Consider the following 14462-nt stretch of genomic DNA (forward strand, 5'->3'; position numbering starts at 1 on the left):
TAACCCCGGACGATTTGCGCCGATCACAGACAACCGGGGGGCCACCATGCCGAAAAGAACCGATATCCAGTCCATTCTGATCATCGGTGCCGGACCTATCGTGATCGGTCAGGCTTGCGAGTTTGACTATTCCGGCGCCCAAGCCTGCAAGGCGCTGCGCGAGGAAGGCTACCGGGTCATCCTAGTGAACTCGAACCCGGCAACGATCATGACCGACCCGGAAATGGCCGATGCAACCTATATCGAGCCGATCACCCCGGAGATGGTCGAAAAGATCATCGCCAAGGAACGTCCCGACGCGCTGTTGCCGACCATGGGAGGCCAAACCGGGTTGAACACCGCGCTGGCACTGGCCGATGCCGGGGTGCTGGAAAAATATGGGGTTGAGCTGATCGGCGCCCAACGCGCCGCCATCGAAATGGCCGAGGATCGCAAGCTGTTTCGCGAAGCCATGGACCGGATCGGGCTGGAAAACCCCCGCGCCACCATCATCAGCGCGCCCAAAGCCGCGAATGGCAAATATGATGTTAACGCTGGCGTCGCGCTGGCAATGGACGCGCTGGAAGAAATCGGTTTGCCCGCGATTATCCGCCCGGCCTTTACCTTGGGCGGCACTGGCGGCGGCGTGGCTTACAACCGTGACGATTACGAACGGATCGTGCGTTCGGGCCTGGATGCTTCACCCGTGGCGCAGGTGCTTGTCGATGAAAGCCTGCTCGGCTGGAAAGAATATGAGATGGAGGTCGTCCGCGACAAAGCCGACAACGCCATCATCGTCTGCTCAATCGAAAACGTCGATCCGATGGGCGTCCACACCGGCGATTCGATCACGGTCGCCCCGGCACTGACCCTGACTGACCGCGAATATCAGCGGATGCGGAACGGTAGCATCGCGGTTTTGCGTGAAATAGGTGTGGAAACCGGCGGCTCCAACGTGCAATGGGCGATCAATCCGGCGGATGGCCGCATGGTGGTAATCGAAATGAACCCACGCGTGTCGCGTTCGTCCGCTCTGGCCTCTAAGGCCACTGGCTTTCCAATTGCGAAAATCGCGGCGAAACTTGCGGTTGGCTATACCTTGGACGAGCTGGACAACGACATCACTCGCGTGACGCCGGCCAGCTTTGAACCCTCGATCGACTATGTGGTCACCAAAATCCCGCGCTTTGCCTTTGAAAAGTTCCCCGGCAGCAAGCCCGAGCTGACCACGGCGATGAAATCCGTGGGCGAGGTCATGGCGATTGGCCGCAGCTTTCACGAAAGTCTGCAAAAAGCACTGGCCAGCATGGAAAACGGCCTGACCGGGCTGGATGAAATCACGGTTCCCAACGCGGATCAGGGACAGCCGGCCTATGTCAAGGCACTGTCACAGCAGACCCCCGACCGGCTGCGCATTATCGCTCAGGCCATGCGCTTTGGCATGACCGATGATCAAATCCAGAGGATCACAGCTTTTGATCCGTGGTTCCTGGCGCGCCTACGTGAAATTGTGGACGCTGAAAACACTGTCCGCACGAATGGTCTGCCGACGGAAACCGAAGGGCTGCGCAAGCTGAAGATGATGGGCTTTTCCGATGCCCGCCTGGCAATCCTGACCGGACGCGATGAAAATGACATCCGCCGCGCGCGTCATGCGCTGAACCTGCATCCGGTATTCAAGCGCATCGACACCTGCGCGGCCGAGTTCGAGGCGCAAACCCCTTATATGTATTCCACCTGGGAAGCCCCCGCGATGGGCGATGTGGAATGTGAATCCCGCCCCTCGGATCGCAAAAAGGTGGTTATTCTTGGCGGCGGCCCGAACCGGATCGGTCAGGGGATCGAATTCGACTATTGCTGCTGCCACGCCTGTTTTTCGCTGTCGGACGCAGGTTACGAAACCATCATGGTTAACTGCAACCCGGAAACCGTCAGCACTGACTACGACACATCCGATCGCCTTTATTTCGAACCGCTGACGCTGGAGCATGTTCTGGAAATCCTGCGCACCGAACAGCAGAACGGCACTCTGCATGGCGTCATCGTGCAATTCGGCGGCCAAACCCCGCTGAAATTGGCCAATGCACTGGAATCCGAAGGTATCCCAATCCTCGGCACCACTCCGGACGCCATCGACCTCGCCGAAGATCGTGAGCGTTTTCAAAAGCTCCTGAACGATCTGAAGCTGAAACAGCCGGTGAATGGCATCGCGTCCAGCGACGATCAGGCACGCCAGATTGCAGAGCGGGTCGGCTTTCCGTTGGTGATCCGCCCGTCCTATGTGCTTGGTGGGCGCGCCATGGAAATCGTGCGCGACATGGACCAGTTGAACCGCTACATCACCACGGCGGTGGATGTGTCGGGCAAGAACCCGGTGCTGCTGGACAGCTATCTGTCCGGCGCAATTGAGGTTGACGTGGATGCGCTGTCTGATGGCGAAACCGTGCATGTCGCCGGGATCATGCAACATATCGAGGAAGCTGGCGTTCATTCCGGCGACTCGGCCTGTTCGCTGCCGCCCTATTCGCTGTCGGCGGAAACCATCGACGAGCTGAAACGCCAGACGGTTGCCATGGCCCGTGCGCTGCATGTGGTCGGGCTGATGAATGTGCAATTCGCCATCAAAGACGGCACGATCTATGTGTTGGAGGTGAACCCACGCGCCTCGCGCACCGTGCCTTTCGTCGCCAAGGCCACCGACAGCGCCATCGCCAGCATTGCAGCCCGGTTGATGGCCGGCGAGCCGATGACGAACTTCCCCGCCCGCGCGCCCTATCCCGAAGGCGTCGGTCCCGAGGATGACCTGCCCTTCGCGGACCCAATGACACTTGCCGACCCGATTACACCATGGTTCTCGGTCAAAGAAGCCGTTCTGCCCTTTGCCCGCTTCCCCGGCGTCGATACGGTGCTTGGGCCGGAGATGCGCTCGACCGGCGAGGTGATGGGCTGGGATCGTAACTTCCCCCGCGCCTTCCTGAAAGCGCAAATGGGAGCCGGAACTGATCTGCCACATGACGGCAAGGTCTTTGTCTCGGTCAAGGATGCCGATAAGTCGCCAGAACTGGCTGCCGCGATGGGCGACATGACCGCAATGGGCTTTACGCTGATCGCAAGCAAAGGCACTGCCGAATATCTGGCAAGCCAAGGGGTAAGTTCGGAACAGGTGAACAAGGTCTATGAAGGCCGCCCAAATGTTGTGGATCGGCTGAAAAACGGTGAAATCGCCATGGTTCTGAACACAACCGAGGGCGCACAAGCATTGGCAGATTCGCGTGAAATTCGGGCGGTCGCGCTCTATGATAAGATCCCCTATTTCACCACCGCCGCAGGCAGTATCGCCGCTGTTGCCGCGATCAAATCTCGGGACGAGGGCGAAGTCGGGGTTCGCAGCCTACAAGCCTAAGATGATAAGTGCCGGCCTTATGGCCGGCGCTTTTATATCGCACCCACATGCAGGGTTCGGGCATCATAAGGACATACCAGACCAACGGCACACCGAATCCATGATGTCGTTATTATAGTTCTAAAACAACAAGTATCAGTTAATGACCATATCTGCGTGTAGCGCACCTGCAGCATTTATGGCCTTTAGTATTTGAATCAAATCCATTGGCCTGACACCAAGCTCATTCAAACCATTAACTAAATCCTGCAAGTTTGCATTTCCGTTGAGATGCGCCAGTTTTCCACCACTTCCGTCAGTCGTTTGAACCGAGGTGCTTGGAACAACGACTGTTTGCCCTGTCGAAAATGGATTCGGCTGAGACACCATGTCGCTTTCTGTCACACGAATAGATAATGCCCCATGAGAAATGGCAACTGTTGATATTTTGACGTTTCGATCTATTACCACCGTTCCCGTTGCCGCATCAAGAACAACGCGTGCGGGCGTATCCGGTTCAACCATCAACTCTCCAATCCTTGCAGCAATATCTGCAAGACGCCGACCGCCAATTCTCTCCGATGAAATTCGTATCGTTGCCGCGTCAGTCGCAACCGCCACCCGAGGCCCTAGGTTGCCGTTCACCACACGCTCAATTTGCATCGCAGTTGCAAAATCTGGGTTGCGTAAAGACAAGGTAAGCTCATCAAGATCTTCAAACCGGAAATCCACTTCGCGTTCAACCCGAGCGCCACCTGGCACGGCACCGGATGTAGGCACCCCTTCAACAATGCTTTCCCGCCGCCCTTCAGCCGAAAACCCTCCGGCAATAACGGAGCCTTGCGCAACAGCATAAATTTGTCCATCCGCTGCGCTTAGTGTTGTCATAGCCAACATACCCCCGCGCAGACTTTTCGCGTCTCCAATCGCAGAGACCTTGACGTTGATTTTGTCCCCACTGCGTGCGAAGGGGGGTAATTCGGCTGTAACCAGCACCGCAGCAACATTTTTAGGTTGCATTTCCGTAGGCTCAACCGCAACACCAAACTGTCCCAAAAGCGCCGAAAGTCTCTCTGCTGTATAAGGCGCGCTGCGCGCACTATCTCCACTTCCATTCAGACCTGTAACAATACCGTATCCAAGCAGGTCATTGCCCCGAACGCCAGAGAAATTAGCTAAATCTTTGATCTTTACCGGCACCGCAAATGCGATGGAGGAAAACATCATCGTGAATAGGATAAATAGTTTAATCATCTCAGGTAATTCACCAATGACAGCTCATTCAAGCGTGCGGTCGCCGCATAAAGCCTCTCGAGTGCAGCACGCTGTTCATTCAAAGCAGTGATGGCATCATACTGATCGACCCCAAGCATATCATTGCGCATCTTTTTGATGGATTGAATTTCCGTATTCTTTGATACAGACAAGGCATCAACCCGCTCTTGATCACTTCCTATTTCTGCTTGCATAGAACGGATTTGATGGGCGCCTTTCAATGTCGTTTTGGAACCCGACTCTACAAGTTTACGCACCTCTTTATCATCAAGATCGGGACGCTGACCAGCAATCAGGGACATAGCCATACCAGCCATTACATTTAGTATTCCTGATTTTTTCGCAGAACTCGTTACATCAACGACAGCTTCTCGATCAACAAGTGCAGAAGAGACTCTCTCACTTCCAACCGGCAGCATTGCAAGAAATCCATTCTCTGCATCTGAAAACCATTCCTCGATAGATATAATAATATCTGCGGCATTATCCTTTCCATCTACCAAAGAGAAAATTTTTGACTTTAAGAAGTCAGAATCGGGAATTGCGGCTTGATCAACAGCCTGGCCAGAGAACAGATAATCATTACCATGCCGCACATTCAACTTATCAACTGTTGCCGCAAACGCTTTATCCGCCTCTGCCGATCGCAAATCAATCATTGACCGATTTGCCAATGCATTTTCAGCCAAACTGTGCTGTGCTGCATTTTCGGAACCGCGCCTCACCGATTCTAATGTTACCTGCATTATTTCCAGCCGAGTTGCAGCAAAATCAATATTTTGCTTTTCCACCTCAGCTATATTTTGACGCGAATCTATCTGAGCCAAAGCTGCAACATTTCCTCCAACCCGTGCAAGCGGGTCAGAAGATAAACCCGTTATTGCCTCCTGTGAGCTGCGCACAATGCTTGATTTCAGCGATTGGTTCGTTCTAGAAAACACCCCTGATCGCAAAAGATCAGCGTATCCCACATTCCCCATCATTATCTGATCTCCAAAATCGTGTCCAACATACCCATTGCGGCCTGAATGACGCGTGCGTTCGCGGCATAGGCGACCTCTAGCTGCATCAAGTTTTGCAATTCAATATCCGTATCCACACCATAAGACTGCGCATTAGCCTGCATTTCTTGATGATACGCGTGAGAGGCAACAGAGGCGCTTTCACTATTTACAACAGAAGTGCCTATACTGCTGGAAAAATTGCTCAGGAATGTTATGAAGCTCGCGTTGCGCACACCCAAGACTTCCGATGCCGGTGCGTGGACTTTATCAAACAGACCAGCAAGATTCATTAGCAAAGAGGTGTCACCTACGCTCCCCGGCTCAACTGAATTCAGGCCGTCACGGATTCGCCAACTCTCTCCGCCTTTGGTGGGGTCAATCAGAGCGGCAAGAGTGATACGCCCAGAAAATCCAAGCTCATTTTCTGGATTATAATTGCCAAGCGCATCCGTGAACAGTCCATGATCGCCAGCGTCGATCGTATCATCCAGTGTCAGATCTGCGAAAATTGTGTAAAGGTCGGCCGCTAGCGCATCAAGCTCTGCTTGCACTTTGGGACCAAAATTATCCCTTACATCAACTGCGGCGCTCAAACTGCCACCGCTAAACATACTGAATTGACGATCACTCATCAGTTCGCCATCCAGCATTAAGAAAGAGACCGGCGGAGTGCCAACCTGCATTTCGGGAACGAAAGTTCCGGCTGGCGCAAAGCCAAGGTTCACGGGATCCTTGCCATCCAGCAATGTTGCGCCATGCTCGGTAAACAGAGATATACGCCCATGTTCGCGCGTCACTTCCCGGATCGGAACTATTCCTGAAATCTCATCTATCAGCTTTTGCCGCTGATCCATCAGCGCCGAGGCATCCCCATTATGGGCAAGTTGTGTGATGATCTTTGTGTTCAGATCCGCGACCCGTGTCAGCCTGTCGTTTAGCGTATCAACCTGACGACCAATATCAGCGTCAGCTTCACTGCGCTGACTTTGAACTGTTGCGCTGACCTGGTTCAGCTTGTTCGCCAGTGCCCCCAGTGATTCCGCAACACGATTCAGCAAGATGCCATTGCTCGGCTCTGCGGTTGCGGCAATCAGGTTGGCCTGAACATTACCAAGCCGGGTTGTCAGGGCATCAGCCTCTCCGGGCAGACCGATCTTTTGACCCAGTTCAGCATAAAATGCGCTGTAGGTCTGATCGGACGCCAGTCGCGCTTGCGCCAGCCGCGTGTCCGCAATCGCACGATTGGATACCACCCGCGAGATGCTGTCGATCTGAACCCCGCCACCGTTCCCAAAAGCCGTTCGCGATGAAATTTCCACCGCACGGCGCCCGTAAGACGGATTTTGTGCATTTGCGATATTCGAGGAAACGATCTCTGTCGTTTTCGATACGGTTCCAATACCCGAAAGGGCGCTGGAAAGTGCAGCAGAAATACTCATATCACGAGATCCTTATCAGCGTTTGATGTTGGTGGTTTCCTGCAACATCTCATCAACGGTCTGGATAACTTTGGCATTCGAGGAATAGGCGCGCTGCGTCTGGATCAATTCCGTCAGTTCAGCCGCAACGTCTGTCGTCGAGCCTTCACGGGCATAGCCGACAATCGCCCCGGTCGGCCCGTCGCCCGCATCCCAAAGAAAGAATGAGCCGGATTCGGGCGATACTTTGAAAGTCTGGTTGTTCAGTGCCGTCAGGGCATTTGGATTTGGCACATCCACCAGCGGAATCTGATAGATAGTGCGAATAAAGCCAGTGTCATAGGTGGCGATAATCAGACCGCGTTCGTCAACCTCAACCCCGGTCAGGTTGCCAACCGGAGAACCGTTCTTGGTGATATTCTGCGTGAAGGTATCCCCCAGTTGCGACAGGCCGTTCTGATCCAGTGGACGCCCGATATTGACCGTCACCGGCCCCCCAGCCAGTTCAAGCGACAAATTGCCGGTCTCTGCATCATAGGCGCCGCCGTTTTCAACCTCCACCTTTTGGATACGGCCACCGTTCGACTGGTCGTCCTGGAACGTAACGGTATAGGTGCCAACGATATTGGCGTCCTCATCATCGCTGATGTCGATGGCGGAGTCGCGGATTTCCATGGTCCAGGTGTTTGTCATGCCCGAGCCAGGATCGCCGTCAACATTCGGGGTAAAGGTGATGCTCAGCGCCTCAGACGTGCCGAGGTTGCCAAAATATTCAACCTTGATGGGCAAAGACTGGCCGGTCGATCCGGCATAAGTATCCGTCGCGGGCAGGTTGATGCCCAGATTGATATGCGTGGTCGGGTCGCTGGCGGTCTGGTTGGCGCTGATGACGACCGGCTGAAGGCCACCAATCGTATCGCGCGGCATGATGTCGATGTTGCCGTCCGCATTCGCGGGCCAGCCCATCAGGACCAGACCGGATTCCGTTTTCAACACCCCATTGGCATCCGTGCGGAAACCGCCGGTCGTCGTCATCAGCAGCGAGGTCGTGGACATATTCGACCCCATCGAGGTGGCCGGAATGACCGGCAGCATCCCACGCCCCGACACCGCCAGATCCAGCGGATGTTTGGTCGAGATCAGCGCCCCGCGTTCGTCGATGATGCGCGAGGTCATGGCCCGCACCCCGCCAGCCGAGTAAGTGCCGGCACCGCGCGCCTGACTGATAACCATGCCTTCGAAATCGGTGCGCACCCTTTTGTAGCCATAGGTACCAGAGTTCGAAATGTTATCGGCAATCGTGCCGAGCTTGGTCGCATTCGCCGACAGGCCAGCCACACCAGCGTTGAGCGAAGAAGAAATCGACATTCAGCTTGTCCTTTGCATAAGGGATTCGTGTTACGGTTCAGTCTGGCAGGAAAAGATTAAGCCACCGCTAACGGCGGCAAAGATTCCCGCCTATCGCAGCAAAATAATTTCCACCCGGTTATTGCGCGGCCCCATCGGGTCGCCCGGATTGCTTTGGCGGTCGCCATAAGCGACGACACGGCGGATGCGGCGGGGGTGAAAACCGTCATCTTCCAAAAGATTGCGAATCGTATGGGCGCGGGCATCAGAGAGCGGCCAGATCGGGGATTGCGCCAAAACCTCGGGGAAGGCCCGCACATGGCCGTTAATCGCCAGATCATTGCGCACCGGCCGAAGGACCGTTGCCACGATCCGCACCAATTCGCGGGTCTGCGGATTGGGCTGCGCCGTATCATCACGGAACAGGGGCGTATCGGACAAGTCGCTGAGTTCGATCACCAGCCCCTCATCGGTCAGGCGCGTGACCACATGGCGCAGCAGGTTCTGATGCTGCATGGATTCCGCACCAAGACCGTTCAACTGGTCCTGAATGTGGCGGGCCATTTCCTCAAACGCCTGATCCGGCGCAGCCTTTTCGTTTGATTCAGCCAACCCGCCGGACATATCGGTTTCGTTCTGAACCTGTGTGTCCCGCATATTGCCACCATCCGACAGGCCGGAATTACCGCCCGCCCGTGTCTGGATAACCGTCGGATTGAAGTAATCGGCCAGCCCCTGTCGCTGTTTTTCTGTGGTTGCGTTCAGCAGCCACATCAGCAGGAAAAACGCCATCATCGCCGTAACGAAATCCGCATAGGCAACCTTCCACGCGCCACCGTGATGGCCGTGTTCCTCACCCGCCTGCACCCGCTTGATAATCAGCGGTCTGCTGCCTGATTTATTTCCGGCCATGCTGGCCCCCGTTACTGCTGTTCCGGGGTCAGCTTTAACAGCCGCAGGTTGAAAACAAGTTAACGTATAAAATCTTAATTATTTTTCAGCCCCTGACGGATCATATCCGCAGCTTTTTCCGCAATCATAATGGTTGGCGAGTTCGTGTTTCCCGACACGATTCGCGGCATGACCGAGGCATCGACCACCCGCAGCCCCTCGAATCCGCGCAGGCGCAGCGCCGGATCGACCACCGATTCGGGGTCCGCACCCATCCGCGCGGTGCCAACCGGGTGGAAAATGGTCGAGGCAATCCGCCCCGCCGCTTCGGCCAGCGCAGCGTCGTCATCGGCGACCGGGCCGGGCTTGAACTCCTCGGGATGATAGCGGGCCATCGGGGCCTGCGCCATGATACGACGGGTCAGGCGAATGGCGCGGGCGGCAATCACGCGGTCGGTTTCCGCCGACAGATAGCGTGGTGCGATCTCGGGATGGGCGGCCGGGTCAAGGCTGGTGATGCGCACATGACCCCGGCTGTCGGGGCGCAGCGGCACCACGCTGGCGGTAATCGCAGGGAAATCATCAAGCGCCCCGCCAAAGGCATCAAGGCTGAGCGGCTGCACGTGATATTCCAGATCGGGCGTGGCTACATCCGGGCCGGATCGGGCAAAGGCGCCAAGCTGGCTGGGCGCCATGCTCATCGGGCCAGACCGGCGCAGCAGATATTCCAGACCAATTTTTGCTTTTCCAAACAGGCTATTGGCCAGAGAGTTCAGCGTTTTCGCCCCTTGCAGACGATAGGCGCAGCGGATTTGCAGGTGGTCTTGCAGGTTCTCGCCCACGGGGGCATCGCGGCGGACCTCGACCCCTATGTCGCGCAGCAGACCAGCCGGACCAATCCCCGAGCGTTGCAGGATCGCGGGTGTGCCGATTGACCCCGCCGACAGGATCACCTGACGGCCTGTCACCTGCCGCGCGCCGCCTTCGGCCAGCAGGCGCAGCCCCGTCGCGCGGTTGCCGTCAAATGTCACCGTATCAATCAAGGCCCCGGTCATCACCGTCAGGTTCGGGCGCTTCAGTGCCGGGCGCAGGAACGCCTTGGCCGCCGAAACCCGCCAGCCACCGCGTTGGTTAACGCGGAAATAGCCTACGCCTTCGTTATCGCCAGTATTGAAATCATCCGTTGCGGGGATGCCCTCGGCCTGCGCGGCGCGGGCAAAATCATCCAGCACATCCCAACGCAGGCGTTGCTTTTCCACCCGCCATTCACCGCCCGCACCGTGATGTTCGGACGCGCCATCGGCATAATCCTCGGATTTCAGGAAATAGGGGCGCACGTCATCCCAGCCCCAGCCGGTGCAGCCCATCTGTCGCCAACCGTCATAATCCGCCGCCTGCCCGCGCAGGTAAAGCATCCCGTTGATCGAGGAACAGCCCCCCAGCACCCGCCCGCGCGGGTAAAGCAAGGACCGCCCGCCAAGCCCCACTTCGGGCGCGGTCTTATACTGCCAATCGGTGCGAGGGTTGCCGATGCAATACAGATAGCCCATCGGAATATGAATCCAATGGTAATTGTCGCGCCCGCCAGCCTCGACCAGCAGCACCCGCGTGCCGGGGTCTTCGGACAGGCGCGCAGCCAGAACGCAGCCGGCGCTGCCTGCGCCAGCGATAATGAAATCGTAATCCATCGGTTCCTCCCTCCGCGGCAGATTAACCGGGGGGCAGGCGCAGGCAAGCCCTTCCCTTGCTGCCGGCCCGCGCCTATCTTGCGGCAATGGAAACGCGGGCCAGCTATGACATGACCACCGGCGCGGGGCTGATTGCCTGTCCCCGCTGTGATGCGCTGCATGTGGAAACGGAATTGCAGACCGGCGAAACCGCAAGCTGCATCCGCTGTGCCACGGTTCTGGCACGACCGCGCAGCGGGGCCTTCACGCAGATCGTGGCCCTGTCGGTCACGCAGATGGTGCTGATGTTCGGGGCGGTGTTCTTTCCCTTTCTGCGGATTCACCGCATGGGGTTTGGCAATGATACCTCGCTGTTCGGGGTAGCGATGGCCTATTCGCATGGCTGGCTGGCCCCGCTGACTCTGGTGTTGCTGGCCTCGATCGTCGGGCTGCCTGTGCTGCGGGCGGGGCTGCTGGTCTATGTGCTGGCCCCGATGGCGCGGGGCGGGCGGCCCCTGCGTCATGCGGCAGGAGCATTCCGCCTGTCCGAACAGTTGCGCCCGTGGTCGATGGCCGAAATCTTCGTCATCGGCACGGCGGTGGCGCTGATCAAGATTGCCGGGCTGGCGCATATCAGCCTTGGCCCTGCTTTCTGGGCCATTTGCGCACTGATCTTTGTCGGCGCGGCCAGCAATGTATTCCTGTGCGCCACAACCATCTGGGACGCGATCGAGGATGGGGGCGGCACAACCGACGGGCGCGAAATGCGCGATCCGCTGAAAGGCCGGGCATGAGCAGCACCGACACCCCTGCCCCGATCCTGACCGCCCACCGGGCGCATCTGCTGGGTTGCCGCGCCTGTGGCCGCGTCTGGCCCGAGGATGAAACCCATTGCCACCGCTGCGGCGCGGCGCTGGTGCCGCCGGACCGGCGGGGTTTGCAGGCGGTATGGGCCTGGCTGATCGCCGGAATCATCTTTTACATCCCTGCCAATCTGTTCCCGATGATGCGCACCGCAACCTTTGTCGGAAGCACCGAATCCACCATCCTCGGCGGCGTGATTGAGCTGATCCACCATGGCGATTATCCGGTGGCGGCTGTCGTCTTTGTTGCCTCGATCATGGTGCCGATCGGCAAGTTCATTGCAATTGCATGGCTGGCCCATGTCGCCGGACGTCCTGCCAGCGTGGATGAGGCCCACCATCGGCTGCGCGTGCTGGAGGTGGTCGAGTTCATCGGTCGCTGGTCGATGATCGACGTGTTCGTGGTGGCGATTCTGGCGGCACTGGTGCAGCTTGGCTTTGTGGCCTCAATCCATCCGGGCATAGCGGCGGTCAGTTTTGCGCTGTCTGTTGCTTTCACGATGCTTTCCGCGCAAAGCTTTGACCCAAGACTGATCTGGCGCGGGCTGCCCTTGCGCCAAAGCAAGGACCGCCGCCGCAAATGAGTGACCAGCCCGACCTGAAACCCGCCAGCCCCGCGCGCCGCACGGCGGCAAAGGCCGCGCAGGCGTCCTTTTCCCTGATCTGGCTGGTGCCGATCATCGCGCTGGTGGTCACGCTGGGGATCGCCTGGAACGCATGGCAGGGGCGCGGCCAGTTGGTCGAGGTGCAGTTCCGCGACGCCACCGGCATCACGCCGGGCGATACTGCGGTCAAGTTCCGCGAAGTGACCGTCGGCAAAGTCGAATCCGTCCGCTTCACCCCTGATCTGACCAATGTCATCGTCGGCCTGCGTATCGAACCGGCTGTGTCGCGCTATATCGACACCGACGCCGAGTTCTGGATCGTTCGCCCACAGGTTTCAGCACAGGGGATCTCGCGCCTTGATACGGTGCTGTCGGGTGCGTTTATCGAGGGCAACTGGGACGCCAACCCCGGCACGCCGCTGGATGGCCGCGTGGTGGAGGGCCTGCCCCGTGCGCCGCTGGCCCGGATGGGTGCGCCCGGCACCTGGATCAGCCTGTCCTCGGACAGCGCCAGCGGGTTGACCGAAGGTGCGCCTGTCACCTTCCGCGGCATCCAGATCGGCCGGATGGAGAACCTGCGCCTTTCGGAAACCGATGAAACCGTGCTGGTGGATGTGTTCGTCCCCGCGCCGCATGATAAGCGGCTGACCTCGAACACGGCGTTTTGGGACACCTCGGGCTTTTCGCTGTCTCTTGGGGCGCAGGGTCTCAGCTTCAATGTCAATTCGCTGGCTTCGCTGGTGCAGGGGGGAGCGCAGTTTGCGACCTTCAGTTCTGGCGGCAGCCCGATTGAGGCGGGCCATGTCTTCCGCCTTTACCCGGATGAGGACGCCGCCCGCATCAATGCCGCCAGCGACGAATCCGGGTTGGAACTGCGCCTGACGGTGCTGGTCGATAACGCTATCCGGGGCCTGAATATTGGGGCGGATGTGCAGTTTCAGGGCCTGACGGTCGGCAAGGTCAGCGACCTGTCGGTGCATATCGAACCCGGACAGGACGGCGCCGCACCAGAACCGATGCAGGATGTGACGCTGGCGATTTCGCCGGTGCGCCTTGGCCTGCCCGTCGATGCGACCGAGGCCGATGCGCTGGCCTTCCTGCAAGCCCGTGCCAATGAAGGGCTGCGGGCGCGGGTCGCCAGCGCGGGCTTTTTCGGCACTTCGCTGATGATCGAACTGGTCGATATTCCGGGCGCGGGCGCGGCAGAAATCCGCGCGGCGGCCCCCTATCCGGTGATGCCATCAGCCGCCTCGAACACCGAAGATTTCAGCGCCTCGGCACAGGGGTTCATCAGCCGCATCGGCAAGCTGCCGCTGGAAGAAACCCTGAAATCCGCCACCGACATGATGAACAGCGTCACCGCGCTGGCCAGCAGCGAGGACACCCGCGCCATTCCCGAAGGTCTGCGCCACACCATCGACGAAGCCCGCGCCACCATGGAGCAGTTGCGGCAAGCCACCGACGATCTGCGGCAGGCGGGCGCGGTGGATAACGCCGCACAAATGCTTGAACAGGCCCGCACGCTGGCCGAGCGCCTGAACACCGCCGCCGAGACCCTGCCACAGACCATGGCACAGATCGACACCGCCGCCGCGCAGGTGGCGCAGGTCCGCTTTGCCGAGATCGGGGATCAGGCCGCCGGGATCATGGCCGACCTGCGGGCGATGCTGGGCAGCGAGGATGCCGCCGAACTGCCGCGCAACCTGTCGGATGTGCTGCAAGCTGCCTCGGGCCTGCTGACAGACCTGCGCGACGGCAATGCGGCCGGCAGCCTGAACGCCGCGCTGCAAAGCGCCCGGACCGCCGCCGATGAGATCGCCGCCGCCAGCCGTGGCCTGCCCGATCTGACCCGCCGCATCGACGCAGCGGCACAGCAGGCACAGGCGACCATCGCCGCCTATGGCGCGCGGTCCAACTTCAACAATGAAACCGTTAACCTGATGCGCGAATTGCGGCGGGCGGCCTCGTCCTTCGGACAGCTTGCGCAGATGATCGAACGCAACCCCCGCGCCTTTATTATGGGACGATAAG

10 protein-coding genes are annotated in these 14462 nt (G+C 58.5%); 4 read left to right on the forward strand and 6 right to left on the reverse strand.

The window, feature by feature from the left end:
- The first annotated feature begins 46 nt into the window (after positions 1-46).
- A complete protein-coding gene (gene carB / locus Q4G24_RS05380; RefSeq protein ID WP_303365482.1) occupies positions 47-3382 on the forward strand; it encodes a carbamoyl-phosphate synthase large subunit in 3336 nt (1111 codons plus the stop codon).
- A gap of 135 nt (positions 3383-3517) precedes the next feature.
- Here the strand turns inward: carB and Q4G24_RS05385 are convergent, their stop codons facing one another.
- From Q4G24_RS05385 to Q4G24_RS05410, 6 genes are all read right to left on the reverse strand, one after another.
- On the reverse strand, positions 3518-4615 hold the full coding sequence (locus Q4G24_RS05385; RefSeq protein WP_303365483.1) for a flagellar basal body P-ring protein FlgI: 1098 nt from the start codon (positions 4613-4615) through the stop codon (positions 3518-3520).
- Complete coding sequence (locus Q4G24_RS05390) at positions 4612-5607, reverse strand: flagellin (protein WP_303365484.1); 996 nt, start codon at positions 5605-5607, stop codon at positions 4612-4614. The genes Q4G24_RS05385 and Q4G24_RS05390 overlap by 4 nt, the downstream gene beginning before the upstream one ends.
- 11 nt (positions 5608-5618) lie before the next feature.
- A complete protein-coding gene (gene flgK, locus Q4G24_RS05395; protein ID WP_303365485.1) occupies positions 5619-7079 on the reverse strand; it encodes a flagellar hook-associated protein FlgK in 1461 nt (486 codons plus the stop codon).
- A 15-nt stretch (positions 7080-7094) separates the two neighbouring features.
- Positions 7095-8426 carry a flagellar hook protein FlgE gene (locus Q4G24_RS05400; protein ID WP_303365486.1) on the reverse strand — a complete coding sequence of 444 codons (1332 nt, stop codon included), beginning with the start codon at positions 8424-8426 and terminating at the stop codon, positions 7095-7097.
- Between the two features lie 90 nt (positions 8427-8516).
- Complete coding sequence (locus tag Q4G24_RS05405) at positions 8517-9317, reverse strand: flagellar motor protein MotB (protein ID WP_303365487.1); 801 nt, start codon at positions 9315-9317, stop codon at positions 8517-8519.
- A gap of 74 nt (positions 9318-9391) precedes the next feature.
- Complete coding sequence (locus tag Q4G24_RS05410) at positions 9392-10984, reverse strand: GMC family oxidoreductase (protein WP_303365488.1); 1593 nt, start codon at positions 10982-10984, stop codon at positions 9392-9394.
- A 56-nt stretch (positions 10985-11040) separates the two neighbouring features.
- Between Q4G24_RS05410 and Q4G24_RS05415 the strand changes: the two genes are divergently transcribed.
- The 3 genes from Q4G24_RS05415 to Q4G24_RS05425 are packed head-to-tail and all read left to right on the forward strand — an operon-like array spanning position 11041 to position 14461.
- The gene (locus tag Q4G24_RS05415; RefSeq protein ID WP_303365489.1) at positions 11041-11757 is read left to right on the forward strand and encodes a paraquat-inducible protein A; all 717 of its coding nucleotides are present in this window, start codon (positions 11041-11043) and stop codon (positions 11755-11757) included.
- The gene (locus Q4G24_RS05420; protein ID WP_303365490.1) at positions 11754-12410 is read left to right on the forward strand and encodes a paraquat-inducible protein A; all 657 of its coding nucleotides are present in this window, start codon (positions 11754-11756) and stop codon (positions 12408-12410) included. The genes Q4G24_RS05415 and Q4G24_RS05420 overlap by 4 nt, the downstream gene beginning before the upstream one ends.
- Positions 12407-14461 (forward strand): intermembrane transport protein PqiB, encoded by a 2055-nt coding sequence (locus Q4G24_RS05425; protein ID WP_303365491.1) that lies wholly within the window; start codon positions 12407-12409, stop codon positions 14459-14461. The genes Q4G24_RS05420 and Q4G24_RS05425 overlap by 4 nt, the downstream gene beginning before the upstream one ends.
- Position 14462: the final 1 nt, after the last annotated feature.

Origin of the sequence: Paracoccus sp. (in: a-proteobacteria) (genome assembly GCF_030538695.1) — a bacterium.
Taxonomy (GTDB): domain Bacteria; phylum Pseudomonadota; class Alphaproteobacteria; order Rhodobacterales; family Rhodobacteraceae; genus Paracoccus.